The sequence below is a fragment of the Marinococcus sp. LNHM5E3-2.1 genome (genome assembly GCF_056034365.1).
On record NZ_JBQLIB010000001.1, the window covers coordinates 556,976 to 581,998 of the forward strand.

23 protein-coding genes and 1 pseudogene are annotated in these 25,023 nt (G+C 47.3%); 15 read left to right on the forward strand and 9 right to left on the reverse strand.

Annotated features, from left to right (window positions below; all coding sequences use genetic code 11):
• Nucleotides 1–33: 33 nt before the first annotated feature.
• Complete coding sequence (locus ACTRXH_RS02885; protein WP_474260623.1) at nt 34–2,169, reverse strand: MMPL family transporter; 2,136 nt, start codon at nt 2,167–2,169, stop codon at nt 34–36.
• Nucleotides 2,170–2,429: 260 nt separating this feature from the next.
• Here ACTRXH_RS02885 and ACTRXH_RS02890 point away from each other — a divergent pair, with 260 nt between their 5' ends.
• The 5 genes from ACTRXH_RS02890 (at nt 2,430) to ACTRXH_RS02910 (ending at nt 6,927) form a co-directional block, all read left to right on the forward strand.
• Entirely contained in the window at nt 2,430–2,990 is a 561-nt protein-coding gene (locus tag ACTRXH_RS02890) for a TetR/AcrR family transcriptional regulator (protein ID WP_474260833.1), read from the forward strand.
• A 139-nt stretch (nt 2,991–3,129) separates the two neighbouring features.
• Nucleotides 3,130–4,350, forward strand: a complete 1,221-nt coding sequence (locus ACTRXH_RS02895; RefSeq protein WP_474260624.1) for an MFS transporter — start codon at nt 3,130–3,132, stop codon at nt 4,348–4,350.
• 233 nt (nt 4,351–4,583) lie between these two features.
• The gene (locus tag ACTRXH_RS02900; protein WP_474260625.1) at nt 4,584–5,414 is read left to right on the forward strand and encodes an STAS domain-containing protein; all 831 of its coding nucleotides are present in this window, start codon (nt 4,584–4,586) and stop codon (nt 5,412–5,414) included.
• A gap of 733 nt (nt 5,415–6,147) precedes the next feature.
• Nucleotides 6,148–6,405 carry a GlsB/YeaQ/YmgE family stress response membrane protein gene (locus ACTRXH_RS02905; protein WP_474260626.1) on the forward strand — a complete coding sequence of 86 codons (258 nt, stop codon included), beginning with the start codon at nt 6,148–6,150 and terminating at the stop codon, nt 6,403–6,405.
• 123 nt (nt 6,406–6,528) lie between these two features.
• Entirely contained in the window at nt 6,529–6,927 is a 399-nt protein-coding gene (locus ACTRXH_RS02910) for a hypothetical protein (protein ID WP_474260627.1), read from the forward strand.
• Nucleotides 6,928–7,224: 297 nt separating this feature from the next.
• Here ACTRXH_RS02910 and ACTRXH_RS02915 read toward each other — a convergent pair whose 3' ends face one another.
• The gene (locus tag ACTRXH_RS02915) at nt 7,225–7,725 is read right to left on the reverse strand and encodes an NUDIX hydrolase (RefSeq protein ID WP_474260628.1); all 501 of its coding nucleotides are present in this window, start codon (nt 7,723–7,725) and stop codon (nt 7,225–7,227) included.
• A gap of 319 nt (nt 7,726–8,044) precedes the next feature.
• On the opposite strand from ACTRXH_RS02915, the gene ACTRXH_RS02920 reads away from it, so the two are divergent.
• The 3 genes from ACTRXH_RS02920 (at nt 8,045) to ACTRXH_RS02930 (ending at nt 10,788) form a co-directional block, all read left to right on the forward strand.
• Nucleotides 8,045–8,359, forward strand: coding sequence for an ArsR/SmtB family transcription factor (locus ACTRXH_RS02920; RefSeq protein WP_474260629.1), 315 nt, complete (start codon nt 8,045–8,047; stop codon nt 8,357–8,359).
• Between the two features lie 80 nt (nt 8,360–8,439).
• Entirely contained in the window at nt 8,440–9,666 is a 1,227-nt protein-coding gene (locus tag ACTRXH_RS02925; protein WP_474260630.1) for an MFS transporter, read from the forward strand.
• A 297-nt stretch (nt 9,667–9,963) separates the two neighbouring features.
• On the forward strand, nt 9,964–10,788 hold the full coding sequence (locus ACTRXH_RS02930) for an STAS domain-containing protein (protein WP_474260631.1): 825 nt from the start codon (nt 9,964–9,966) through the stop codon (nt 10,786–10,788).
• Between the two features lie 121 nt (nt 10,789–10,909).
• Here the strand turns inward: ACTRXH_RS02930 and ACTRXH_RS02935 are convergent, their stop codons facing one another.
• Together ACTRXH_RS02935 and ACTRXH_RS02940 are read right to left on the reverse strand one after the other, a co-directional pair.
• Nucleotides 10,910–11,467, reverse strand: a complete 558-nt coding sequence (locus ACTRXH_RS02935) for an NADPH-dependent FMN reductase (protein WP_474260632.1) — start codon at nt 11,465–11,467, stop codon at nt 10,910–10,912.
• Between the two features lie 12 nt (nt 11,468–11,479).
• The gene (locus ACTRXH_RS02940) at nt 11,480–12,538 is read right to left on the reverse strand and encodes an LLM class flavin-dependent oxidoreductase (RefSeq protein ID WP_474277451.1); all 1,059 of its coding nucleotides are present in this window, start codon (nt 12,536–12,538) and stop codon (nt 11,480–11,482) included.
• A gap of 406 nt (nt 12,539–12,944) precedes the next feature.
• Here ACTRXH_RS02940 and gvpJ point away from each other — a divergent pair, with 406 nt between their 5' ends.
• The 3 genes from gvpJ (at nt 12,945) to ACTRXH_RS02955 (ending at nt 14,561) form a co-directional block, all read left to right on the forward strand.
• The gene (gene gvpJ, locus ACTRXH_RS02945) at nt 12,945–13,181 is read left to right on the forward strand and encodes a gas vesicle protein GvpJ (RefSeq protein WP_474260834.1); all 237 of its coding nucleotides are present in this window, start codon (nt 12,945–12,947) and stop codon (nt 13,179–13,181) included.
• 230 nt (nt 13,182–13,411) lie between these two features.
• Nucleotides 13,412–13,852: a universal stress protein gene (locus tag ACTRXH_RS02950; protein ID WP_474260634.1), complete on the forward strand. Its 441-nt coding sequence runs from the start codon at nt 13,412–13,414 to the stop codon at nt 13,850–13,852.
• A gap of 160 nt (nt 13,853–14,012) precedes the next feature.
• Entirely contained in the window at nt 14,013–14,561 is a 549-nt protein-coding gene (locus ACTRXH_RS02955; RefSeq protein WP_474260635.1) for a dihydrofolate reductase family protein, read from the forward strand.
• Between the two features lie 170 nt (nt 14,562–14,731).
• Here the strand turns inward: ACTRXH_RS02955 and bioB are convergent, their stop codons facing one another.
• Nucleotides 14,732–15,745, reverse strand: a complete 1,014-nt coding sequence (gene bioB, locus ACTRXH_RS02960; protein WP_474277453.1) for a biotin synthase BioB — start codon at nt 15,743–15,745, stop codon at nt 14,732–14,734.
• 3 nt (nt 15,746–15,748) lie between these two features.
• Nucleotides 15,749–16,345 (reverse strand): annotated as a pseudogene (locus ACTRXH_RS02965) (biotin transporter BioY).
• A 252-nt stretch (nt 16,346–16,597) separates the two neighbouring features.
• On the opposite strand from ACTRXH_RS02965, the gene ACTRXH_RS02970 reads away from it, so the two are divergent.
• A complete protein-coding gene (locus ACTRXH_RS02970) occupies nt 16,598–17,647 on the forward strand; it encodes a homocysteine S-methyltransferase family protein (RefSeq protein ID WP_474260638.1) in 1,050 nt (349 codons plus the stop codon).
• Nucleotides 17,648–17,728: 81 nt separating this feature from the next.
• Here the strand turns inward: ACTRXH_RS02970 and ACTRXH_RS02975 are convergent, their stop codons facing one another.
• On the reverse strand, nt 17,729–18,541 hold the full coding sequence (locus tag ACTRXH_RS02975; protein WP_474260639.1) for a hypothetical protein: 813 nt from the start codon (nt 18,539–18,541) through the stop codon (nt 17,729–17,731).
• 444 nt (nt 18,542–18,985) lie between these two features.
• Between ACTRXH_RS02975 and ACTRXH_RS02980 the strand changes: the two genes are divergently transcribed.
• A complete protein-coding gene (locus tag ACTRXH_RS02980; protein WP_474280503.1) occupies nt 18,986–19,843 on the forward strand; it encodes an alpha/beta fold hydrolase in 858 nt (285 codons plus the stop codon).
• 104 nt (nt 19,844–19,947) lie between these two features.
• On the opposite strand, the gene ACTRXH_RS02985 is transcribed toward ACTRXH_RS02980, so the two are convergent.
• Nucleotides 19,948–20,136: a hypothetical protein gene (locus ACTRXH_RS02985; protein WP_474280505.1), complete on the reverse strand. Its 189-nt coding sequence runs from the start codon at nt 20,134–20,136 to the stop codon at nt 19,948–19,950.
• A 703-nt stretch (nt 20,137–20,839) separates the two neighbouring features.
• Between ACTRXH_RS02985 and ACTRXH_RS02990 the strand changes: the two genes are divergently transcribed.
• On the forward strand, nt 20,840–22,156 hold the full coding sequence (locus ACTRXH_RS02990; RefSeq protein WP_474280507.1) for an MFS transporter: 1,317 nt from the start codon (nt 20,840–20,842) through the stop codon (nt 22,154–22,156).
• Nucleotides 22,157–22,568: 412 nt separating this feature from the next.
• Nucleotides 22,569–24,014: an NADP-dependent glyceraldehyde-3-phosphate dehydrogenase gene (locus tag ACTRXH_RS02995; RefSeq protein WP_474280509.1), complete on the forward strand. Its 1,446-nt coding sequence runs from the start codon at nt 22,569–22,571 to the stop codon at nt 24,012–24,014.
• 362 nt (nt 24,015–24,376) lie between these two features.
• Here ACTRXH_RS02995 and ACTRXH_RS03000 read toward each other — a convergent pair whose 3' ends face one another.
• Nucleotides 24,377–25,009: a bifunctional 2-keto-4-hydroxyglutarate aldolase/2-keto-3-deoxy-6-phosphogluconate aldolase gene (locus tag ACTRXH_RS03000; protein ID WP_474280511.1), complete on the reverse strand. Its 633-nt coding sequence runs from the start codon at nt 25,007–25,009 to the stop codon at nt 24,377–24,379.
• Nucleotides 25,010–25,023 lie beyond the last annotated feature (14 nt).

Here is a 25,023-nt window from a genome sequence, read left to right on the forward strand (position 1 = left end):
CCCTTTGAGGGATACCCTGCTTTGTCATGGAAATTATTTATTCTGGTCTTTGCGGTGGCTCAGTTTTTCTCCTTCCACGTCGATGTCCGGCAAAAGGCGGTCGAGCCAACGGGGCATATACCAGGCGGCCCGGCCCATCAGCTTCATGACCGCCGGCACGATAGTCAGTCGGACAACAAACGCATCGAATAATACGCCGAAGGTTAAAGAGAGCCCAATGGACTTGACCATAGCATCCGGCGTAGCGATAAATCCGATGAATACCGCCATCATGATGAGCCCAGCGGCAACAACGACTTTACCGTTATCACGCATGCCGGCGAGAATGGCTTCCTGCGGATCGCCGGTCTGCGTATACACTTCACGCATGCGGCTGACTAGAAAGACTTCATAATCCATAGCCAGGCCAAACAAAATCCCGATGGATATAATAGGAAGAAACGCCAGAACGGCGCTTTCCCCGGGGAAGCCGAATAAATCGAGCAGGTGCCCGTCCTGAATAACAAAAACCACAAAACCAAGCGTGGCTGCAAGCGACAGCAAAAAGCCCAGCACGGCCTTCAGCGGCAGAAGAATCGAACGGAAAACCAGCACAAGCAGCACATACGCAAAGCCGACAACAAACAGAGCAAAAATCGGCAAGGCATCCTGAAGCTTGTCTGCAATGTCAATATTGACTGCAGTTGTGCCTGTCACATACAGTTCGGCGTTCTCATAGGAAAGAGAGCGGATATCTTCAACCAGGTTTTTCGTCTTCGGATCATTCGGCCCGGAGGTTGGGGTGACGCTGACAATATACGTGTCCCCCGCTTCGTTTGGAAACGGCTGGGCTACCTGATCGACGGCATCGAAATCCCCGAGGTCGGCGTTCATTTCCTGGAGTATCTGCTGAATGGCCTGCTGATCCATTGAATCGTCCACCTGCATTGCTACGGTCAGCGTGGCATGAACACCCTCCCCGTAGGCCTCCGTTTGAAGGTCATAGGCCTTGTGTTCGGTAGTGTCCTCCTGCTTCGCCGTGCCGTCGGTCGGCAGCCCCAGATTCACATGGGTGAAGGGGATGGCGATGATAACGAGAAGGGCCGTGCTTATAATCGTTACCAGCCAGGGGCGTCTGGTGACAAAGCCTCCCCATTTGTTTTGGGGCCGGTCGCCTTTTGAGGTCCGGGTGAATGCATTTAAAAACCGGTTGCTTTTAAACGGCGTAATGCGGTGCCCGAGAGCTCCCAGAAGCGCAGGAAGCACAATTATCGCCACGAACACCGCCATCAGGATGCTGATGGAAGCCCCGATACCCATCATGGTCAAGAACGGAATGCCTGTAATGGAGAGGCCGAGCAGTCCGATCATCACCGTGATCCCTGCGAATACGACAGCAGAGCCGGCGGTGCCGTTGGCAATGGCCGCGGCCTCCCGCACGGAGTGTCCCTCGGCCAGCTGCTTACGAAAACGCGTCATGATGAACAGGGAGTAATCGATGCCGACCGCAATCCCCAGCATGGCTGCCAGACTCAGGGATACGCCCTGAATATTGACGAAATTTGATCCGATGACAATCAGTAACAGGCTGATGCCAAGCCCGAGCATCGCTGAAAAAATTGGCATGCCGGCTGCTAAAAACGAAGCAAATGTTACCGCGAGCACGAGAAAAGCAACGACAATACCGATAATTTCCCCGGATCCGATGCCATGACCGGAAAATTCTACGTCGCCGGTGAGCTCGGTCTGAATGCCCTGGTCACGCGTTTGATCGACAGCTTCCTCCAGATTTTCAATCGAGGAGGCAGGCACCTCTTCAGCCGCTTCATCAAACGTCACCGTCGCATAGCCGACGGTTTCGGATTCATTGAAATTCTGAAGCTGGGACGGAGGAGCAACTGTTTCCACGTGATCATCGCTGTCCTGGATGGTGCTGAGTAAATCGTTAATTGCCTGCTGATTTTCAGGCTCCGTCAGGGTTTCGCCCTCGGGTGCCTGGAACACGATATCAGCCTGGGCGCCAGTGGCCGCTCCTGAGAAGGCTTCTTCGAGCACATCATTGGCCTCCTCGGCCGGAGTGCCCGGAATTGTTAAGGCATCATCAAACGATGGGCCCCATTTGACGGTACTTAAAGCTAACACCAGCAGGATTAGAAAAGCCCCGCTGATGACTGATTTTTTGCGGCGCACAGCCCAATCTCCTAATTTGTATAAAAGCGTTGCGATAGTCGGTCCCTCCAATAAGTATGTTTAGTGACGAAGTACAAAGAAAGAAAATAACAGCTGGGCCGCTGATCAGGCGATTGACAGCTCCTTCGGCCTTCTTTAATCTGAAGAAAAATAAAACACTTGTACTTACAGATGTTAGTATAAGGATGCTGACGTCCGGAATGCAATTCATTTGGGAGGAAAAGGCTGTAAAGCAAACACTTGGGGAGGATGTGTTCGTGATGAGAAAAGCACGGCAGGACAGCATCAATTCAAAGCAGTATATTATGGAAGCGGTCACCCTGCTGATTGAAAAGCAGGACATTGAGGATATTACGGTCACCGATATCTGTAAAAAAGCAGGAGTAGCCCGGGTGACCTTTTATAAGTACTATACGTCGATTTACGATGTGATGAATGCGTCGGTGGAACAAGAGCTGAACGCCTTTATCCGCCATTTATCCGGAGAAGCACAGCGCGAATACCTTACGCTGGAGTTGTTTACACAGCGCATGACCTATAAATTGAGCGAGCGCCGTATTCCTATGGCACGGCTCGTAAACTCAAATGCTCTATCTATCCTGCTGGATTATTTCACGTACGCGGTTGAAACATTTTCCGCAGCCAATACGCTGTTTCACAATAAGTTGGACCGGTCGTCCGTGTTATTTGTCGCCGGCGGCATGTTTAATATGGTAATTGAATGGATCCGGGAAGATTTTCGGGAGCCGGCAGAAACACTGGCTGGACGCATGGCACAGATTATACCTAAGGATATGCTTCAGGCCGATGAAGAAACGTAAATATGATAGTATGGCTTTGATTTTAAAGAACAACTCTGGACCCACGTCGATTGGATATGGCAGGTATTCTGGCGGGGGCTCCTTACTTCCTAACTATACATGAAGGACGGAAGCAGCATAGGTTTACAGGAGGGCACAGATGGCTGATTCATGGACTTCGTTACTAAAAAATAAAACGTTTGTGCTCGTATGGCTGTCGGGCATGACGGTGATGCTTGGCTTTTCGATCTTCTTTCTTTCCGTTTCCTGGTTCGTCGTCGATGAAATGCAGCAGCCGGCCATTCTCGGAATCGTCATGATGACGATCGCCATTCCGCGTGTGGCAATGATGATTTACGGCGGGGTGCTTGCGGACAAAATCCAGAAATCGCGTATTATGTTTACGACGAACGCACTGCAGGTGGTCGTTATGATCGTGCTTGTGGTGCTCGTGCAGCAGGACGCCCTGCAGACAACTTCATTAATAATTTTGGCGTTTGTCTTTGGGTTTCTCGATGCGTTCTTTTTCCCGGCGGCTTCGGCGATGATTCCGAGTATTGTCCCGGTGAACCAATTACAGCAGGCCAACTCCTGGTATCAGGGATCCACGGAGCTGATGTTTATTATCGGTCCGGTGATGGGCGGCCTGTTATTAACCTTTGGAGACTTTGCCTTTGCGTTTTCCGCAGCAGCTTGCCTGATCGCTGTATCCACTGTTCTGATTTACCCGCCGTTATTGAAAGACCCGGTCCCGGAAGCGAGAAGCGGGCGTCATACCGCCTGGATGGATTTGAAGGAAGGGCTTGCGTACGTGCTTCAGTCAGGCATCCACCGGGCCGGCACGATGGTGATTATTACGATTAATTTACTGATGATCGGACCGCTGTTGATAAGCATCCCGATGCTTATCAGCGCGCTTGGAGGCGCCCCGTGGCAGCTGAGCCTGCTGGAGGGAGGATTTTCGACCGGTACCTTTTTATTGAGTGTATTACTGGTTACGTGGTCGCTGAAGCAGCGGCGGGGCCAGTGGGTGTTAATCTCCCTTGGGGTAAGCTTTATTCTCCTCCTGGTATTCAGCCAGGTGGAGGCGCTGCCTGTACTGGTTATTGTGATCACGCTGATGGGAGGGGCGGGGATGCTGGTGTACCTGCCGACGATTACGATGATCCAGGAGAAAACCGACAACAACAAACTGGGTCGGGTGATGAGCCTGGTCAACTTTGCCTCCAGCGGATTTGAGCCTATCGCCTTTGCGCTCATTTCGTTTCTGGTGGCGGCCTCGATCCCTATTCAGGCGGTGCTCCTGTACACATCCGTCACAGGAATTGTGCTGACCGGATTGCTATTATGGCTCAGCCCGGAGTTTCGTCAGACCGATTAGTGTAACCGTGGAATCAATATGCATCTGGGGACAAGCTGAATGCTTGTCTCTTTTTTTACGGGTAAGCAGAGGCTTCAAATTCTTTTCTTTTCAAATCATATTAAGCATTTCTTTTTTTGAAATAGGTATATATAATACAAATAATTCGTACTTTTGTTTAAATATAGTAAATTGTTCATGCTCGTGGAATGAGTAATAAATAATGCGGGCGAAGGATCAGGGAGGAGGATACCATGACGTATTCATTTAACGATTCAATGACGTTAAAGAATTTCTACACCCAAAATGCTCAATTATTCGAACAAATGCTGATTGAAGAAGCCGCTACGGTAAAAAAAGAAGTCCGGGATATACTGCAGCGGGGCAATATTGATTTGGTGGCGAACGCCCACCAATTTGTTTCCCTGGCGTTTGATGAAAAAGAAGAGGAGCTGAAAGCATTCGCTGAACAGGAGGGCATCGTCTGGGCGTCGCAGGATATTGAGTTATCCTTCAGGCTGGAATGGGTACATGCGCTGCGCCGGACGATCTGGCTGTTAATCGAAGCCTATCAGGCACGTGCCGAGGAAAAAAGATTCAACGGTTTTTTTCAGTGGGAACGAAAAATAAATAACCAAATCGACGCTTTTTTACATACGTTTTTGAAAAGCTATTCAAACTACAAAGAAACCCTTATAAAAAATCAGGAGCAATTAGTCGACTATCTTTCGACGCCGGTCATCCCGCTCGGGCGCTCGATCTGTGTACTGCCATTAATTGGGCCTATCGACAGGCGGCGTCTGGAGCTGCTGGAGGAAAATGTATTGATGAAGGTGGCGGAGCAGAAAATTCAGGTTTTAATCATTGATTTGTCCGGCGCAGAGTGGATGGAGAAAGAGGAATTAAAAGACTTTATAAGAATCATTGAAGGGGTCTCTTTGATGGGAAGTGAAGCCGTACTCACGGGGGTGCCCAGAAAACTGGCGATGGATCCCGCTTTATTTCAGGAAACGGGTAATCCCCGTATCAGAACACTGGGCACGCTACAAAGGGCCGTTAATGAATATTTTGTAAGGAAGGGTTAAACCTGCCCTTGTGTGAAATTCTGCTTCATTACGGGAAAACGAGTGACCCATTAGCGCTGGTTCCTGAGCAGGAAGAAAAAAGAAAACTTAACGGGCTGATCAAATAATTATGAGTTGTGGAAAGATCGGCATGTTTTACCTGTAAATTAGGCGGGTAAATATGCATTATAACGTTAAAACCATAAAAGCTTTCATAGCGTTAAAAATAAATAATCGGCGGAAATGAATGGATACAAAAGCCAGTACATGAGCCAGGAAAAGGAGCGAAATCCTTTTTCTGGTTTTTTATTATCAAAACACAGTTGAAAATAGGCGTTCCGCGAAAAGAAATGGTGGAAGACTTATGTAAGGAATACAACCTGGTTAAGTAAGCGTGAAGGAAAATTATGAGTTTAAAGAAAGAGAGGAAATATAAACATGGAAATAGCAGCAGTAATTTTGTATGGCGTGTTTGCGGCGCTTTTGGTAGTGAATCCAGGACAGAAGACCAAAACGAAAAGCCAGTAACAGAAATAGATATGTAAATTCACCGGGTACCACCAGTGAGAACAGTGACCTGGTGGTTTCTTCTTGTTTCGGTGCACTAAAGAACTCGTTTGGAACGAACTACTCGAACATAAGTACAAAGGCCGTTAGCAAAAGCGGAGAGTAACGTTTGAAGAAGCCAGATGTAGGAAACAGAAGAAAATGAAAGTTAAAAGAAAATACAACCATCCTTAAGGAGATGAATAGCATGCTATCGTTTATTTGGAGTTTGATTATCGGCGGTTTGATTGGCTGGGCTGCAGGCGCACTTACCGGCCGCGACGTGCCATTTGGTATTATTGGTAACATTATCGCCGGTTTTATCGGCGCGAGTTTAGGCACCGCGCTTCTCGGCAGCTGGGGGCCGACTCTTGGCGGATTTGCCATTATCCCTGCCCTTATTGGTGCCGTTATTCTCGTATTGCTCGTAAGCTTTATTTTTCGGGCCATCAAGAAGAAGAAATAAAGAAAAGAAGCAGCACGACCGGAAGAAAGCTGTCTTTAATACAGGCAGCTTCCTTCTTTTGTTGAAAAACAAATAAAGCAGTTTTGAAAAATGCAGGGGGAGCTGCCCGAAAGGAGAAAATTTATGAAAATAGATACATTCACAGACAAAGTAGCGGAAAAATACGGTTCTACAGATGAACAAACGATTGTTAACGAAGGGGCTGCGTTTATTGCTGAGCTGGTAAGCGGAATGCAAAAGCAAATTCAGACAAAAGTTGGTGCCAACGTTCGAATGACGGGAGATGAAGAGGGTGGATCGGTGATTGGTGTAGGGCCGGTGGAGCTGCTGTTTCAAAAGCATGCCGATAATCCAATGATTGAAGTGCTGGTCTCCGATGAGAAAGAAGGCAAAAACAAGGAGCGTTTTGATGTGCTGGAAGTGCCGGAAGGACAAGCAGCACTAATAAGCACCCGTTTCCATCAGGAATTGAGTAAAGACGTTTTCGAAAAATATTTGAACGAGTTTCGGCACGTAGTTTAATGATCGTTTCTGTTCTATTTATAAAAAAAGGAGCCGGGCGTGATGCAAAAGCATCCATGCCCGGCTCTTCCTAATAGTACCCAGGGCGGCAAACATAAAGCCTTCTGTTTTAATCAGCCTTTGATTCATGCTCCTCGTCTCCTTTTTAATCCTCAAAATGAATGAAGATAAACTTATCATATAACGATTTGTCCGACCAGCCAATTGTTGAATCGCTTAAATGTTTAAATACATAATGGAGACTGCTAAACTCACTTAAAAGCTCTGGTTTCTATACGCATGAACGCGTTGGCATCGCTAGTTAAAGACGGGCGAATAGCCATGGAGATGAGCCTGAAAAAGGGCAAAGCTTAACTCTCCGTCAGAAAGCGTATTGTTTTTGACTTTATGTATGCATTCGGTAATAGGGAGAAAATAAACCTGAATGTTTTCATGGTCTTCGAGCTGCTGCTCCTGATGGGCCTTCAGGTCATCGGTAAAGAAAACGTGGGTACGGTCATTACTCCGCCAGGAGGCCGGAAGCATCGTTCCTAAATAATTTAGAGGTCCACACGTGTATCCTGTTTCTTCAGCCAGTTCTCTTCGGGCAGCTTGAACAAGTGTTTCGCCCGGTTCCACGCCGCCGCCCGGCAGCTGCACCACAACAGCATCGACTGCCGGACGGTATTGTTTGATAAGCAGAAAAGCGTCTTCTTTTTTTGCCAGAACGACGACGCCATCCGGTTCGTCCAACGTAATGTATTTTCTGCCCCGCTGATCTGAAATCACATGCTCGCCCTGTGCCTGATCCTCATTCATAATAACTGCCTCCGTTTATTAGTAAGTGATGATCTGTTTTTCGAAGGGGCTTCTACATGCCCCGCAGCTTGTCTGCTAATTCGTGCTCCGAAAAACGGATACGGGTGATCTGGTGTTCGTCATTTTCGCTCCTTTTTAAAGAAAAAGATCAATTTCTTTTCTTTTCCCATTTATTGTAAAAAAGTATCATAGGGGAAAAGAAAAGTAAATTCGAGCACAGAAAATATGATATACATATAAAAAATACATTTTCGTCAAATAGCTCCTTAAAAAAAGGAAGGGTTGACATATCGAGTTAAATCGATATACAATGCAGTTTATGGAGCCAATAGATCTGTTTAAAGCACTTTCAAATGAGACCCGTCTGAAAATTCTCTGGTGGTTGAAGGAACCGGAAAAGCATTTTCCCAAGCAGCAGGCTCACCTGCCAAAAGAGGTAAGCATCGAAGGCGGCGTGTGCGTGGGAGACATTCAGGAAAAGGTACAGGCGTCCCAATCCACGGTGTCCCACTATTTGAACATGATGCAGAAAGCCGGCCTGCTCGAATCTGTGCGCTACGGCCAGTGGACGTATTACAGGCGTAATGAAGAAACGCTTCAACAGCTGGCAGAATACTTAAAAACAGAAATCTGACCGTCGGGGTTTCTGTTTTTTTATGGCTCATTAAATCGAAAAATCTAGATATTTAATTATTAAGAATTGAGGTAGAAAAAATGAGTGCATACGAACAAGAAAGTCAATTGAGCCGCAAGCAGAAGGTACTGGCGTTTACGCTGACGCTGCTGACGTTTGTGATGGGAACGAGCGAGTTTGTTATAGTAGGACTGCTTTCAGAAATTTCCTCCGACCTGGGCATTCGCCTGGCGACAGCCGGAACGCTCGTGTCCGGGTTCGCGATTGCCTACGCGATTGGTACACCGGTACTGACCGCCTTTTTGAGCCGGTTTCCTAAATACAACATCATGATTATCCTGATTTTGTTATTTATCGCCGGCAATGTGATCAGTGCCTTGGCAGGCACGTATGCCGTGCTCCTGCTGTCGAGAATTGCGACAGCGATGGTGAGCGGCGTATTAACGGCCCTCGCAATGTCAGTTGCAGGGGACACGATGCCAACGGCTAAAAAGCCGGCGGTAATTGCCTCTATTTTTGCCGGCTTTACGATCGCCAACGTGCTTGGCGTGCCGCTGGGTACATTTATCGGCCAGCTGTCGAACTGGCACGTAACTTTCTGGGTGACAGCTCTTCTCGGGGTGGCGGCGCTTCTTATTAGTTTAGGCGTCCTTCCGAAGGATATCAAAAATGAAAAAAGCTCGATCAAGGACCAGGCTGCCCTTTTTACACAGCCGCGGATTTTATTGGCTTTCTTCATTCCTATTTTCAGCATCGCCGGCACGTATACGATTTATACGTACATCACGCCCATTATTGAAAATGGTCTGTTGATCCCAAGCAGCTATGTGAGTGTAGTGCTTCTCGGCTACGGAGCATTTTCGATTCTCAGTAACGTGCTGGCAGGAAAAATTGCCAGTCGCAACGGCATCTCGAGGCTTCGGTACGTGTTCGTTGTTCAAAGTGTGATCCTGCTATCGCTTTATTTCACCATGGCGTCGACCATCGCCGGTTTAATCAGCATCATGCTTATCGCAGTCATGATTTATGCCCTGAATGCCACGATCCAGCTATATTTAATGAATCTTGCAGAATTATATTCTCCTTCTGCAAAAGACCTGGCGTCTGCGCTGACGCCTGTTGCGGTAAACGTCGGGATCGCTCTGGGCTCTGCGGCAGGGGGGCTCGTTGTGGCTGCGGGAAGCATTGGGCTTCTTCCATGGGCCGGCGGTTTGTCCGCCCTGATAGCTGCAGGCCTTGCAACGCTTAGCTACGGTCTGGATAGAAAAGAAGCACGGACCCGCACAGAAAGTGTGCCGTCTGAATAAAATCAAATAAGCAAATTTCCGTTGTTCTCTGGTGCGCCTGAGGGCAACGGTTTTATAATTGGGTGCTTTTTCCGATCTACTTAAGTGTGAAACGGCAAAATACCGCCCGGGTTAGTGAAAGTTAGTATATAAATGTATCATTTTGTTAATGCATAAATGTATATATAAACCCATCCGTATGTCTTGAAGGTCTTTTTCGGCTATCATTTGCGAATCAAGGGTAATAGCAGGGAGTAGGTTTAATCTACCTTGATATTGTTAATAATAAAAGAAGAAATGGAAAAAAGAGGGATGCTTATGGCTAATATCGATACAGAACTATATAAACACTTTTTTACTCACCTTGATTACGTCGTTCACCGGATTGTCAGCCGTACATCCGAAGAACTCCAAAACCCGCTCTCCCCCCGGGAAGATGATCTGCACCAGGATCTGCTTTATAATTTGTTCATGACGATCAAGGAGGAGCTGGACGACCACCAGTCGACGGCAGCGGTCAATCTGGATTATGACCCGGCAAACGTATTAAGTGAACAGGGATATGATCTGGATGCTATTATTATGCTGCTGTCACAATTTCGTCTGCATGCCATTGAAGAGATTGAGGAGACATTTCAAGCATACGGGGTCGGATCCCTGAAAGACGCTTTTTACTTCATGCACCGGATGAGTGACATTTTTGACCAGGCTATGAAAAACTCCACGACCCATTTTAATAACCAATACCAATTAGACCTCCAACAGCTGAAAGAAGAGCTTTTACTGCTTTCAGCCCCCGTAGTACCGGTAAAAGAAGGCATATCAGTATTACCTATAGTAGGGTCTTTAAGTAAGGAGCGCACTGATCATATTATTGAGAGCGTTCTGCCGGAAGTAGCGGAAAACAGCGTTGATATTCTGATTCTTGATTTTTCAGGCACCCACAAACTTGATGATGAGGTGGCTCCTCGATTATTTTCGATTACGAGGACACTGCAGCTTCTGGGAGTTCGTCCTGTCCTGACAGGCATTCGTCCGGAAATGGCTCAATCGGCGGTCGAACACGGGGAGGCAATGAAGGATGTTAAGATGTACCGGGATGTCAAAAAAGCGCTAGAACAAATGGTGCCGTTTAGAAGTTGATCGTGTTTGGGCCAATTACTGTCTAACCCGATGGAAGTATAAAGAAAAAACCCGAATCATGCACGCTATTTCTTTCGTGTCCATGGTTCGGGTTTTAGTTTATTTTTTTCGTTACAGTCTGTTAAAAGTCATATTGATTTTCCCGTATTTGTTCAAAGGTCTGCGAAAGTACCACGGTATCTTCTGCGAGGCGGTCCAGCCGGGCCATTACATCAGTATTAATAATTTCTTTCTGGTGAAAGTCTTTTTCTTCAATGAATACATACGTCTGAACGATTTGAGCCTTCATATAGGATAAAATCGGCTTAAGCTGCAAATCGGCAACTAAATAATGCTTCGGCGATCCGGCAGTGACGAGCATGCTTATTGTTTTATCACGAAAGGCATCGACTGGAAGCAGATCGAATACGTTTTTTAACGCTCCCGGAATAGACGCCTGGAAGATCGGCATGCCGATAATAATAGCATCTGCTTCCATCAGCTGCTGGGTGACATAGCCGGTGTCTCCTTCGTAATCCAGGTAATGGCGACCATCGCTGAACTGCATGTCGTATTCCGCCAGATCAATGATTCCTGTTTCTATCTCAGGGTATTTTGCATTTACTTTTTTAATTGCTTCGTCCATGGCCGTTCTTGTTTTCGAACCGACCTGTGAACCGGATAAGCCAATGAGTCTCATTAGGTACGCTCCTTATTTTTTTGCCGTATATTTTTTAACAGCCGGCAGAATGGTGTCCCCGATCAATTCGATATTTTTTCTGATTTTATCCATCGGCATCCCGCCGAAATCAATCTGTGCAATGTAGCGCTGATGCCCGAATACTTCATGCTGGTGCAGGATTTTTTCAATAATTTCCTGGGGGCTGCCCGTGTTCATAATATTATGAGGCTCGGCGCCCTGGGCAAACAGCTGCTTCGGAAAGCCGCCGCCGTTGGTGCGTTTCATACCTTCATTAATATGGGGGTACAGGTCCTTCAGCGCCTGCTGGGTCGTTTCGGCTGCGTAAAAGAAGCCGGCTGTGGCGACCGGAAGCTGGGCCGGATCATGGCCGCCGGCCCGGGCGGCATCCCTGTAGGCATCAACGGTTTGTTTAAAACGGTCTGACGATCCGCCTAAATGAGCCATAAACATCGGCACTCCGGCATAGCCCGCTTTCATTGCGCTGGCCGGCGTTCCGCCGACGGCACGCCAGATGGGAAGCGATCCTTCCACAGGGCGGGGGAGCACCTGGGCATTTTTTAAGGAAGCCCGGAATTCCCCCTCCCAGTTTATCGTTTCCTGTTCATTAATCTGGCGGAGCAGATCAAATTTTTCCTCATACAGCGCCTCATAGTCGCGGACATTATAACCAAGCAGGTCAAACAATCCGATCCGGGAGGCGCGTCCTGCTACGAGCTCTGTGCGTCCTTTGGAAATGAGGTCAATTGTTGCGAAATTTTCGTACACCCGGACAGGGTCAGAGGTGCTGATGATCGTGGAAGAGCTGCCAATTTTTATTTTATTTGTCGCCTGGGCAATAGCTGAAAGAACCACCGCGTGGGCCTGCGTGGCAAAATATTCCTGATGGCTTTCCCCGACGCTGAAGAAATCCAGGCCCGCCTGTTCAGCAAGCGTGGCATATTCGATTAATTCATGAATCCGGTCCTGGGCTGATATTCTCTCTCCTGTATGCGGATCGGGCAGATGATCTCCCAGGGTATAAATGCCAAATTCCAATCCGTTCTCCGGATGAATGCGATATTGTTCCATAACGTAAAGGCCACCTTTTTTTATTTTGTCTAATGCTATTATAATTAATACCCGACATATTAGTAAGTACGTACATCAAAGTGGCATAGTATAAAAAAGGGTACCAGGGAGGGATAATTTTCTTGTTCTATCGATCCAAGTCATAAAACAGCCGCCCAGGCGATGTAAGAAATCGTCTAGGACGGCTGTTCGTCATGCGGACCATATTGGTACGCCTTTTTGTATTCTTGTTAACGCTGAAATGACTAAGAGAGGGAAGTGCAATTATTTTGTTATTCTTAACTACTTATTCAAGCTCTAATTGGAGGCGGTAACCCCGCCATCAATTTTTCGGTACTCTTCTCGTTTTTCCGGACTGATAAGCAGGAGTGAGACCAAGACCCAGTACTAGTCTTCAAAAGCGGGAATTGTCCCTGCTGGACGTTTTAGACTTCATCCTAAAAGGGGGTCGTGCTGCAGGGGGAATTTAACGATATCAATTGCCGGCATTGATTTAGTTTATGTTGATCTGCGGGTATTGATTGCCTTGATGGAAACGTGCCGCCAGGCTGAAACGAAAACACGTTATGCCTTTCTTACAATTTTCCAGTTGCCCCTCTCTCAAGGAATATCCTTACTTTGTAAATGTACGATAAACTTCTGAAAGCAATATCTCATTAAAATAAGAGAAAATCCGTTTTTTTATAGAGCAGAGGCTTTCTGTTAAACAAGGTTAAAAACGCATGGAATGGGGGAATGGTGAAATACCATCTTAATTGCAAAGAACGGTTCAGGACGCATGAGCCGGCGGTTCAACAAGAAGGATGCTTTCTTCATTAGTGGACAGGGGATATAGAAGGCCATGATCATCTTTTAAGAGTAAGGAGGCAAAATATGAGCAAATACCAACGAATTTTAGTAGGAATTGATGCTGTCGAGATTCCTACCTACACGGTGTTCGATGAGGCAAAGAAAATGGCGGCCGAGCACGAAGCTGAGTTAATTATCGCTTTCGTATTCGACCAGAAGAGCTACTCGACACTGGAACGCATGGACCCCAAGGGAATCGAGCGGCTGCAGACGAAGGCTTCCCTGTATCTTGAAGCTTGTCAGGAGGCTGCGTGGGCCCACGGGATTGAGCAGGTGGAAACGGTGATGGAAACAGGTACGCCCAAAAAACGTTTAGCGACTGATTTAGCCAAACGCTATCAGGCGGATCTTATTGTTATAGGCCAGAGCGGCGGTAAGTGGTTCGAACGCCTGATATTTGGCCACACCTCTCAAGCTATCCGCCGGAAGGCTGACTGCGAGGTGCATGTGGTGCAAAACAGCTGACGGCTTACGGGTAAGGGAGCCCCGGCGCTCCGGCCTGTCAGATGCACCTTCTTCGTTGCCGATCTTGGGCATTTAAACAATGGTAAACAAGCAGGTATTATGTACCCGGGATAGAAACGGCTTTTGGATGCTTCAATGAAAAAAGAAGCGGGGGACAGAGATGGCAAAAGTATGCTTGGGAATGATTTTATCGCTGGATGGGTACGTCAATGACCGGTACGGAAAGATGGAAAAGCTTTATGCCAGCTTTGAGCCTGATGAAGTGATTCAGGCTGAGATGGCTAAAACGGGTGCGGTAGTGATGGGGAGAAACAGCTTTGATGAAAGCGAAGACCCTGACGCCTATGCGGCGGACTACGAATTTCAAGTACCGCTGTTTGTATTGACCCATCATCCACCTGCCAAGCATCCAAAGGAAAATGAGAATCTTACCATCACCTTCGTAACAGATGGAATTGAAAGCGCGATTCAACAGGCAAGAGAAGCAGCCGGTCAGAAGAATGTGGTAGTACTCGGGGCAGACGTAGGCCAGCAGCTGTTAAAAGCGAACCTGGCTGACGAACTGCAGGTCGCGTTCGCTCCCGTACTGCTTGGCCGGGGTCTGCGGTTATTCGAGCATCTGGAGGAGCATGAAATTCATTTGGAAAAACTGCGGACCGTTGAGACTGCCCAGCAGGTTGAAATCTGGTATAAGGTCCTCAAGCAATAGGGAAGAAGATAATACCTGTAAAAACGGGGGGAGTCGAGCTACCTCCTTGATTTTCATGCAAATAATTGGTTGGCACGAGTCCCGGCTGGTATCCGGCTTATGCCGGCCGATTTTTATTTAAAGCCTTCGTAATTATAAAGAAAGGCGGTCGTTTTCTACTCGCAGCCATACTATCCCCCCGAATACATTTCAGCACTCTGGTTGAACGCATTTTCTTCGACTTCGAATCCTGCTTCTTCAATCATTTGAAGATCCTTTCGCCAGGCCTGTCCAGGCGTAGTCAGATAGTCGCCGAGAAAAATAGAGTTTGCCGCATACAATGCCAGCGGCTGCATGCTTTTTAAATTTTCTTCGCGTCCACCGGCCACACGGATTTCTTTCGAAGGAAGAATCATTCTGGCAAGGGCTAAAATACGGAGGCAATGCTCCGGCCGAAGCCCCTGCTGATCCTCAAAGGCTGTACCCTCGATCGCATGAAGAAAATTAATTGGTACAGAATCAGCCCCGATATCTTTTAACGCAAACAATACATCGATAATATCCTCATGGCTTTCCCCCATGCCGGCGATTAGCCCTGAACAGGGAGAGATACCTGCCTGTCTGGCTTCGTTCACCGTTTCGATCCGGTGGTCGTATGTATGGGTGGTAACAATGTTATCGTGAAATCGCTCCGAAGAATTGACGTTATGGTTGTAGCGGTCGACGCCTGCTGCTTTCAGCCGATCGCCCTGGCCTTCCTTTAAAATCCCCAGGCAGGCGCATACCTTTAACTGGCTCGTGGCTTTGATTTTTTCCACTGCTTCCTCTACGGTCTGCAGCTCTTTTTCCGAAGGGCCCCGACCGCTGGCTACAATACAATAAGTACCGGCTCCACGCTTTTCCGCTTCCCGCGCTCCCTGGATGATCTCTTCAGAAGGCATCATGCGATATTTGGAAATTACAGCTTTGGAATCAATAGACTGGGCGCAGTATCCGCAGTTTTCCGAACACAGGCCGGATTTTGTATTAATGAGCATGTTTAGTTTGACCTGATTTTGATAGTAATGAAACCGGAGCAGGTAGGCTGCTTCGAGCTGTTCGAGCAGGTGTTGACGAGGCTCCTCTAAAAACGACATGGCCTCCTCTTTTGTTAAATCTTTTCCTTTTTGTATCTCTTTGGCACGATCAATCCAGAATGTTCCCATAAACTATGCAACTCCTTTAGTTGAATTTGTTCCTCGCTCTGTTTTTTTCAAAATACGCAGCAGGCGGAGTGCAAACCAGGCAGCTCCGACGGCTAAAAGAATATCCTTAGGCATCGGTGCGAGCATCCACAGCCAGACTGTTGTGTAAGAGAAGCCTCCTGGAGCGGCAAACTACCATTCATACGCCATATACATCCAGTTAGTTCCAATCACATAGTTAACAGCTGTGCCTGTGAGGGACGCCAGACCAAACGCTGCAAATGAACGCCTATGTCCAGAAAGGGCACCTGTGACGTAAGCCACGAGAACATAAGAAAGTAAAAAGCCGAACGTCGGGGAAATGACAGCATCAAGCCCTCCCGACCATCGGGAAAATACCGGCATGCCGGCAAGGCCGATGAGCAGATAAAGGGTCATGGCTAGCGGGGCATATTTTTTTCCGAGCAGTAGGCCGGCTAAAATGCAGACTGTCGTTTGAAGTGTAATCGGTACGCCGCCAATTACAAGGATGGGGGCGATGGATGTAATATTGGCCCCAATCATCATCAAAGCTGCGAATAACGAAGCTAAGACGAATCCGTGGACACGTGACTGAATCATGAACTTCCTCCTTTTTTCCACTAGTATATAGAACCTGGCTTTTATTGTAAACTTAAATTTAAAATGGGTTAACAATAAAAAAGTTTTTCATATCCGGTTGACATGAAAAAAGCGGACTGCGTATATTAGATTTATCTCTATGGAATATACGGACGTGGTTTTCGTATAAATGACTGAAAATACAAAAAAAGCGGTTGCCAGAGGGAGAGCAGTTGGGATTATTCAATAGGAAGAGAAAAGGGTGGAGAATGAATGAAGCGAAGCTTACAGGAGCGTTTAGAGCAGGGACCGGTCATCGCCGGAGAAGGATACTTATTTGAACTCGAGCGTCGGGGATATTTACAGGCAGGCACTTTTGTGCCGGAGGTTGCGCTGGAAAACCCCGAAGCCTTAAAACAGACGTACCGGGATTTCATGCGTGCCGGTTCGGATGTCATACTGGCGTTTACGTATAACGCCCACCGGGAGAAAATGCGCATCATCGGAAAAGAGGATCTCTTGGAGCCGCTGAACCGTCAGGCGATCCGTCTGGCGAAGGAAGTGGCCCAGGAGCACCCGGAGGAAGAGGCACTGGTGGCGGGCAATATTTCCAATACCAATATTTTCAACCCGGATGATGAAGATTCCAAAACCGCTGTCCGCCAGATGTTTGCAGAAATGATCGGCTGGTGCAGCGAGGAAGGCGTCGACTACATTAAAGGGGAAACCTTCTATTATCACGAGGAAGCGCTGATCGCTCTTGAAGAGATTCAAAAGCAGGGTCTCCCAGCCGTTATTACACTTGGATTAATGGGCGAAAACATCCTGCGGGACGGATACTCAGTGGAGGAATCCTGCCGCATTTTATCGGAAAGCGGCGCTTTGGTCGTTGGCATGAACTGCTTCCGCGGTCCGAACACGATGCAGCCGTATCTAGAAAAGATCCGGGAATCAGTTCAGGGGTATATAGCCGGTCTTCCGGTCCCTTACCGGACCACAGAGGAGCACCCGACCTTTTTTAATCTGCCGGATTCTGGATGCAGCTGTCATACACCTCTTGAAACAACCTTTCCTACTGCGCTCGAGCCGCTCTACCATAACCGGTACGAACTGGCCGAATGGGCGAAGGAAGCGACAGATGGCGGTGTGAATTACATCGGGCTGTGCTGCGGTGCTTCCCCGGCTATGCTCCGTTCAGTAGCTGAAGCAGCAGGCCTGCAGACCATCAGCTCAGAGTACTCCCCGAATATGGAAAAGCACTTCCTGTTCGGTCAAGATGAAACCCTTCAGGACCACAATACGAGCTACCGGTCGAAGGCATAATAAATAACGAAGCTCTCCTGCTAAAATCGCAGGAGAGCTTTTCTTGTTTAACGAACGTCTGAATAAATAAGGAAGTATTTTTTAGTTCATGGAATTTGTAATCTTTAAGGCTTCCACCGGCGGAAGACTGGTCCGCACCGCATAGACCATTTCTCCTTCCTGCCAGCGGATATCCACGGTCACATCCTCACTGGCCGGGGCGTAATAAATGTCGACGACCCCCTGTCTGGCAGATGCGGGGAGAGGGTGATGCTTGAGATATTCTGATATTTGAACAAGAACAGCTTTCTGATTGAGATTTTCCGAAGATGAGGAAGAGAGGCTCAACAGCCACTGATCCTGCTGCCCGCTGTAATGGTACTGGTCTGCGCCTTCCTGCGCATGTCCGGGCAATCCGTGCCGAAACTCCTTTACCCCTGGCCGGGATGGATTGACAGTTTTGCCTTCACGAAAAGCTTCAATTTCATTGGAAGCTTCCTGGATTCCCATGTACTGGGCAGCTGTTACGTGTGCCAAAGGCTCTCCGGTACTCGTATGGTACTGAACACTGTAGGTGGCTGAATTGTTGGAGGCCACTGATCCCTGGACCTGGCTTATGCGCTGGCCGGGAAAGCTTGAAGGCAGTTTGACCAGGTTGTCGTCTATCAGAAGCTCCTGGTGTATTTTTCCGGCGTCCAGTTCCGAAGGTGTAGGGGAGGATATATTTTCCCTTTGCGGCTCCGGCTGGGAAGATGGTTCTTCTTCTACATCCTTCTTCGGCAGATCATCTTCATCCTGAATAGCAGTTTCCTGGGCATTTAAGGTCTGAGGAGTTTCTTCTTTGCTTGTACAGCCAAACATAACTGCAATAAGCAGGATTCCTGGCAGAATAAAAAACAGGCGCAGTTTTTCCAAAAGGGTCCCTTCTTTCTGAATAGGGAATAGCACTAGACTAGATTGGAATTTTTTCCATAAACAAATAAAAAGCCAGAAAAAGAATTATGCTCTTTTCCTGGCTTATGGAGTGGCTGTAGTCTCCATCCATTGCTGCCTTATATGTCGTTGTAAATTCCCCGCAGAGAAAGTAATAAAACCGGTAAACTAATGAGAAGAGTCAATAATCAGAAAATTATTTAAATCTTTTTAAAGTATATCATCGTGATAAAAATTTCTGAATAAACAATTTATAACTTTTTGGAGCGGAAGGAGAATCTTCGCTGTAAGCTGGCTTACATTTAATCATATACAAACGCGGGAATGGGACAAAAGAATACATTTACGGGAGGCTGGTTTGTCTAAAGCTATCTGTTCATAGAAACGTAGTGAAACCGGCAAAAAAATTCGTAAGGAGGCAAAGATATGCAGCCCAACAGAACAGTAACGGAAGCAGAATTTAAACAACGCCAGCAATCGGTCACGCTTGAAGGAGTGGTAGAGGAACCAGTGAAAATAAACTATACAGATGTAGGATCCGGGCCGCCGATCGTGCTGCTGCACGGCATACCAACCTGGTCGTACTTGTACCAGGCCGTTATTCCGCAGCTTGAAGAGGAGTACCGGGTGATTGTTCCTGATCTGCTGGGGTACGGCTATTCGGATCAAAGGGACCGCTTCGACCGCTCGCTTCATGTGCAGGCGAAAATGGTGATAAAGCTGATGGATCAGCTGGAGCTCGAACAGGTGCACTTGGCAGCGCATGATATCGGGGGAGGCGTCGGATTGATCCTTGCGCTTGATGAACCGGATCGAATCAATAAGCTCGTCCTTTCCAACACCGTTGCCTATGACTCCTGGCCAATTGAAGAAATGCTGATGGTGGGCCACCCATCGTGGAAAAACAAATCCCTTCAGGATATGAAGGATTTTCTTTCGAAGGGCTATAACGATGTATTTGCCCAGCGGGAGCAGCTGACGGATACCTTTTTGGAAGGGATTATGGCCCCGTATTTACATGAAGAAGGCAAAGTCAGCCTTGTCCGCAACGCTGCTGCCCTGAACACGAACCACACCACCGCGCTGACGCATAAGCTTTCGGATATTCAACACTCCGTGCTTCTGCTATGGGGAACCAAAGACCCTTGGCAGCCGGTGGAAACGGGGGAGATGCTGGACAGGGATCTTCCAAAGAGCGAGCCGGTTAGAATAAACCAGTCGGCCCACTGGGTGCCTCAGGAAGCGCCGGACATGTTCGCCGCTGAAATTAAAAGGTTTATTTAGAGGAAATATTGCTCCCGTTCTTTGGGAAGTAATTATCGAAGAGATCAGCCTGATGAGCTGGTCTCTTTTTGTTGAAGCGAAATTTTATGCATCTTTATTATTTCCTAGAGATCGGTGGCAAGGCCGTGACTCAGTTGAAGAAGGGAAGCTGCCAGCAGCAAACTCATAGAGATCATTAGCTTTTTGTGCCTGCGTGCTTCTTTTGGCTTTCGATATTCTATAAGCTTTATGATGCCAGCAGCTGCAATAAGTAAAAAGCAAACAGCGTAAACGCCTATGCTGATGCCACTCATCCTGTCGCTCCTTTATCAAACAGATTTCTATATTGCATTTTAAATACGCTTCCATTAAATTACAATCACATATCTCCGACATTCTCTTTACTGCATTGGTTGGCACGAAAAATAGCCAAGTGAGCGCAGAAAGTATCACGCTTTAGAAATAAGCAAAGAGAAGAGATAGGGTGAAATGAAGCGAACCTTCAATACTTGTAAATAATGTAAATCAGTAAGAAACTGAGAAAAATTCAAATGGTATCATGGTGGAGGCTATTAAAATAGGCGAAATGAGCAGTTGATATAACCGGGGAGATGAGCGTTCACAGCAACCCGGGAAAGGGGTAGTATAGGGGCATGAAGATAGTGTTAAAGCGTATGGCGTGGATAGTGTTGAGCGTGTACATAATTTTATTTATTGCTGCTGGAGTTAGGACCGGGGAGTGGAATTTTCTCTTTTTTATCATAGGTTTTATTGTTTTCGGCAGCGTTTTCTTAGGTTCTTATTATAAAAATTATCCGCCAAAGGCATAAGAACAAATATATTAAGCCAAGTATATACTTCCATAAAATTGTAAGATAACATCTAAGAAGAAATCAAAAGTTATGCAGAAATCAATACGTCGGAAGTGCAGCAGCTGGATAGGTTGCCGATGCCGCTATGGGTATAGGAACCTGCAGTCGTTAATTTTGGCGGAATGATCGAAAGACAGGTGAAGTTATGGGAGAGAGAAAAAGAAAAAAAGCAGAAGCCTTTAGGCTAAAGCTTCAGCGATATATGGATTCTGAAGAGGAGCAGCACCGGCTGTATAAAAAAACGCTTCTCATTGTAATCATCTCGCAAATATTCGGCGGAGCTGGACTGGCAGCCGGGATCACTGTGGGGGCGTTGCTGGCCCAGGACATGATGGGTACAGACAGCGTCACCGGACTGCCTACCGCCGTATTTACGTTTGGTTCTGCTGGAGCGGCGCTCCTGATCGGGCGCTTGTCCCAGCGGCTCGGCCGGCGTACGGGTCTGGCAGCCGGGTTTTTGACCGGCGGAATGGGCGCCGTCGGAGTAGTGCTGGCGGCGATTACCAATCAGATCGGGCTGCTGTTTGTTGCCCTGCTAATCTACGGGGCCGGCACAGCGACGAATTTACAGGCACGGTATGCAGGAACGGATTTGGCGTCCTCCACTCAGCGGGCGAAGGCGGTAAGCATGGCCATGATTTCCACGACTCTCGGAGCGGTAGCCGGCCCAAATCTGGTGGGACCCATGGGAGAGGTGGCGACCGCCATGGGCATACCTTCCCTGGCCGGCCCGTTTATGCTGGCTGCCGCTGCCTATCTGGCAGCCGGCGGGTTCCTCTATCTGTTTCTCCGTCCTGACCCATTCCTTGTGGCAAAGGCAGTGGCCAAAGAACAAAAGAATAGCAGGCGGCTGTACGGTGAAGAGGAGCCAGTGGAAGCATCGACTGACCGGCGGGGCGTATTAGCCGGAGCTTCCGTGATGGTGAGCACCCAGTTTGTGATGGTAGCGGTGATGACCATGACCCCTATTTACATGGGAAACCACGGCTTCTCCCTGCAGGCGGTGGGTATGGTGATCGGCTTTCATATCGCCGGCATGTATCTGCCTTCATTAGTAACAGGAACCCTGGTGGAAAAGGCCGGACGAGCACGGATGGCTGTGGCATCCGCCGGTACCCTTTTGGCAGCAGGAGTGCTGGCTGCCTTGGGGCCGGCAGATTCTCTTGTATCGATAACGATTGCGCTTATTCTTCTCGGGCTTGGCTGGAACTTTGGCTTAATCAGCGGCACGACCATTGTGGTTGATGCTGCATCACTGTCAACGAGAGCGAAAACCCAGGGATCCGTCGATGTCTGGATTGCTTTTTCAGGAGCAATCGGTGGAGGATTATCCGGCATCATAGTAGCTTATTCAAGCTTTGCCGTATTGGCCATAGCTGCACCACTGCTTTCGCTCCTGGCAATTCCAATGATACGGTGGGCCGGCGTCGGCAGATCGCCGAAGACAGCGGAGGCGAAATAAATAATAATCGGCCATTCATTATCAGAGGGGCTAAAGAGCAAACTGTTATTATCGGCTAATATAAAAGAAGAGATTTTTTTAAGAGTATTTCATTCTGGTAATAGCGCTGATATGAAATAGCTTGCTAGCAAACCTCTACAATTTCGGGGGTTTGCCTTTTTATTTACTAACTTTTATTTGGCGTAGGCATTTACATTTTATCGGCAAGGGTTCTTATTGTTTTCTTTTCCGCCCTGCAGGTTTTATATTATTTCTAAGAATACATTAATAAATTCCTTTCCCTGAAATCGTTTTCTTGGTTTCAAAAGTGATAATTTATAAAATTCAGACTTGTTTGAAAGTGCACTGTTATGGTTTAATAGATAACATTAACCTTTAAAAGGTTAAAAAAAAGATAGAGGGAGAGAGAAATATGACCGTACGGCAGACAGAGGGCGTGTTTGCTACGCTGCTTAACAACAAATGGATCGGAAGCAACAGTGGAGACACTGTCGACATTTATGCTCCCGACGATAATGAAGTCGTAGGAAGCGTGCCTGCCTTGAGTCAGGAGGAAGTTGCCGCTGCGATTCAACAAACGGCCGAGGTTCAGGAAGCCTGGGAAGCAAAAGAGGGACATGAGCGTTCAGAACTTCTTCATCGCTGGGCCGAAGAGTTGGAAAAGATGACCGATGAGATAGGGGAAATGATCCACAAGGAAGTAGGCAAGACGTTGTCCTCGGGGAAAAGTGAAGTGAAGCGTACCGCCCAACTGATTCGCCACACAGCGGAAGAGGGACTTCGAACACATGGAAGCTTTATTCAGGGGGATGCCTTTCCCGGCGCTACAAAACAGACAAAAGCAATGGTTCAGAAAGTTCCACACGGAGTCGTCCTGGCCATTTCGCCATTTAACTACCCTGTAAACCTGGCTGCTTCTAAAATTGCTCCAGCGCTTATTACCGGTAATACGGTTGTCTTCAAACCGGCGACGCAGGGAGCGATTAGTGGATTGTTAATGGTAAAAGCGCTTGTGAAAGCCGGCCTGCCGGAAGGGGTATTAAATGTTGTAACGGGCCGAGGTTCCGTTATTGGCGATTTCATCGTTACTCATCCCCTGATAGATATGATCACGTTTACCGGAGGAACAGATACCGGAAAACATATTGCGAAAAAAGCATCCATGATCCCAGTGGTGCTTGAGCTTGGCGGCAAAGACCCGGCGATTGTTCTTGAAGATGCCGATTTGGATAAGGCCGCAAAAGAAATTGTCAGCGGGGCCTTCAGTTATTCGGGTCAGCGCTGTACAGCTATCAAGCGTGTGATCGTGATGGACAGTGTGGCAGATGAGCTTATCGAGAAAGTGAAGGAAATCGTGTCCAACTTGAAGGTAGGCACGTCCAGGGAAGATGCGAGCGTAACGCCGATGATTGATCAGAAGGCAGCCGATAACGTTACAAGGCTGATCGAAGATGCCCGGGAGCAGGGGGCAGCAGTCGTATTTGAGGGAGACAAGAAAAAGAATCTTCTGGGGCCAACGCTTTTGGATCATGTCACAGAGGATATGGCAGTCGCCTGGGAGGAGCAGTTTGGCCCGGTGCTTCCTTTTCTAAGAATTGAAAATGAACAGGAAGCCATCATGCTCGAAAAGCGTAACGAGTATGGTCTTCAAGCCAGTATTTTTACTCAGAACCTGGAGAACGCCTTCGCTATTTCCGACAAGCTGAATGTCGGCACGGTTCAGGTGAATGGCAAGACGTCCCGTGGACCTGATCATTTTCCGTTTTTGGGAGTGAAAAATTCGGGTCAGGGCGTACAGGGAATTGGCAGAAGTATCGATTCGATGCTCCGCGATAAAGTGCTTGTGCTGAACCTGTAAAAAGCGAAAAATGTTTACGCTTAGAGCAAGAGAGCACCGCAATTTTCAAAAATTTTTTATCTCAGGAACGGAAGCGTCATTTTAAAAGGCAGTTCTAGTTGAAGGAATGACTGCTTCTGTAAGGAACCGCACACAAAGGCCTCCGGCATTCTTTGCCGGAGGCCTTTGTGTGTGTTTGGTGGTGCTGTGGCGTTCAATGATATAACGATGCTACTATGCTTATGTCCAGTTTCTATGACACTATACCTACTATACGTTTTTCTACTAATAACCTCATAAATAAATACTCTTTTTTATGCGAACGAAAGTGCCAATTTTTGAAACAGGCCCTTCTTTATTCTATGTGCAGATTAATGAATAAGCTATACAGAGTTGTTTTTAATTATATTAATTATCCTGGAGGCGTTTTCTTTAATTTCTTTCAGGTCATTTTTGTATAGCACGCTCCCCACACTGATTGCTGCTGCTCCCTGTTCAATCCACTCTTTAGCATTTTTTTCTGTTACACCACCTGAAGGCATAAGAACGGAGTGAGGAAGAGGCCCTTGAATTGATTTTATGAAGGAAGGGGTCACAGTGTTTCCGGGAAAAATCTTTATAATATCTGCCCCGTACTTCATTGCAGTAATTATTTCGCTTACAGTATAACATCCAGGTAGGTAAGGAACCCTATACGTGTTACATATTTTAGCGATATCCTTATCAAAGTGAGGAGATACGATAAAAGAAGCACCAGACGATATGGCCAGGCGGGCAGTAGTAGCATCCAATACAGTACCCGCGCCTATAAGGGCCTGGTCGCTGTATTTTTTACTTAAAGAATCAATGAGATTCGAAGCATTAGGTACTGTATAAGTAATCTCAAGACACGTTATTCCACCTTCAAAAGCGCCAGTAGCCACTTTTTCTGCCTGCTCAAGTGTGTCCCCCCGAATTACCGCTATAATTTGAGAATTAAATATTTTAGATAAGGCATAATGTTTTTGATCTTTCATAGTAAGCTCCTTTA

Bases quoted from the DNA above. Each gene is read 5' to 3' on its own strand.
- ACTRXH_RS02890 (WP_474260833.1), top strand. From the start codon at position 2,430: ATGAGAAAAGCACGGCAGGACAGCATCAATTCAAAGCAGTATATTATG.
- ACTRXH_RS02895 (WP_474260624.1), top strand. From the start codon at position 3,130: ATGGCTGATTCATGGACTTCGTTACTAAAAAATAAAACGTTTGTGCTC.
- ACTRXH_RS02900 (WP_474260625.1), top strand. From the start codon at position 4,584: ATGACGTATTCATTTAACGATTCAATGACGTTAAAGAATTTCTACACC.
- ACTRXH_RS02905 (WP_474260626.1), top strand. From the start codon at position 6,148: ATGCTATCGTTTATTTGGAGTTTGATTATCGGCGGTTTGATTGGCTGG.
- ACTRXH_RS02910 (WP_474260627.1), top strand. From the start codon at position 6,529: ATGAAAATAGATACATTCACAGACAAAGTAGCGGAAAAATACGGTTCT.
- ACTRXH_RS02915 (WP_474260628.1), bottom strand. From the start codon at position 7,725: ATGAATGAGGATCAGGCACAGGGCGAGCATGTGATTTCAGATCAGCGG.
- ACTRXH_RS02920 (WP_474260629.1), top strand. From the start codon at position 8,045: ATGGAGCCAATAGATCTGTTTAAAGCACTTTCAAATGAGACCCGTCTG.
- ACTRXH_RS02925 (WP_474260630.1), top strand. From the start codon at position 8,440: ATGAGTGCATACGAACAAGAAAGTCAATTGAGCCGCAAGCAGAAGGTA.
- ACTRXH_RS02930 (WP_474260631.1), top strand. From the start codon at position 9,964: ATGGCTAATATCGATACAGAACTATATAAACACTTTTTTACTCACCTT.
- ACTRXH_RS02935 (WP_474260632.1), bottom strand. From the start codon at position 11,467: ATGAGACTCATTGGCTTATCCGGTTCACAGGTCGGTTCGAAAACAAGA.
- ACTRXH_RS02940 (WP_474277451.1), bottom strand. From the start codon at position 12,538: ATGGAACAATATCGCATTCATCCGGAGAACGGATTGGAATTTGGCATT.
- ACTRXH_RS02950 (WP_474260634.1), top strand. From the start codon at position 13,412: ATGAGCAAATACCAACGAATTTTAGTAGGAATTGATGCTGTCGAGATT.
- ACTRXH_RS02955 (WP_474260635.1), top strand. From the start codon at position 14,013: ATGGCAAAAGTATGCTTGGGAATGATTTTATCGCTGGATGGGTACGTC.
- bioB (WP_474277453.1), bottom strand. From the start codon at position 15,745: ATGGGAACATTCTGGATTGATCGTGCCAAAGAGATACAAAAAGGAAAA.
- ACTRXH_RS02970 (WP_474260638.1), top strand. From the start codon at position 16,598: ATGAAGCGAAGCTTACAGGAGCGTTTAGAGCAGGGACCGGTCATCGCC.
- ACTRXH_RS02980 (WP_474280503.1), top strand. From the start codon at position 18,986: ATGCAGCCCAACAGAACAGTAACGGAAGCAGAATTTAAACAACGCCAG.
- ACTRXH_RS02985 (WP_474280505.1), bottom strand. From the start codon at position 20,136: ATGAGTGGCATCAGCATAGGCGTTTACGCTGTTTGCTTTTTACTTATT.
- ACTRXH_RS02990 (WP_474280507.1), top strand. From the start codon at position 20,840: ATGGGAGAGAGAAAAAGAAAAAAAGCAGAAGCCTTTAGGCTAAAGCTT.
- ACTRXH_RS02995 (WP_474280509.1), top strand. From the start codon at position 22,569: ATGACCGTACGGCAGACAGAGGGCGTGTTTGCTACGCTGCTTAACAAC.
- ACTRXH_RS03000 (WP_474280511.1), bottom strand. From the start codon at position 25,009: ATGAAAGATCAAAAACATTATGCCTTATCTAAAATATTTAATTCTCAA.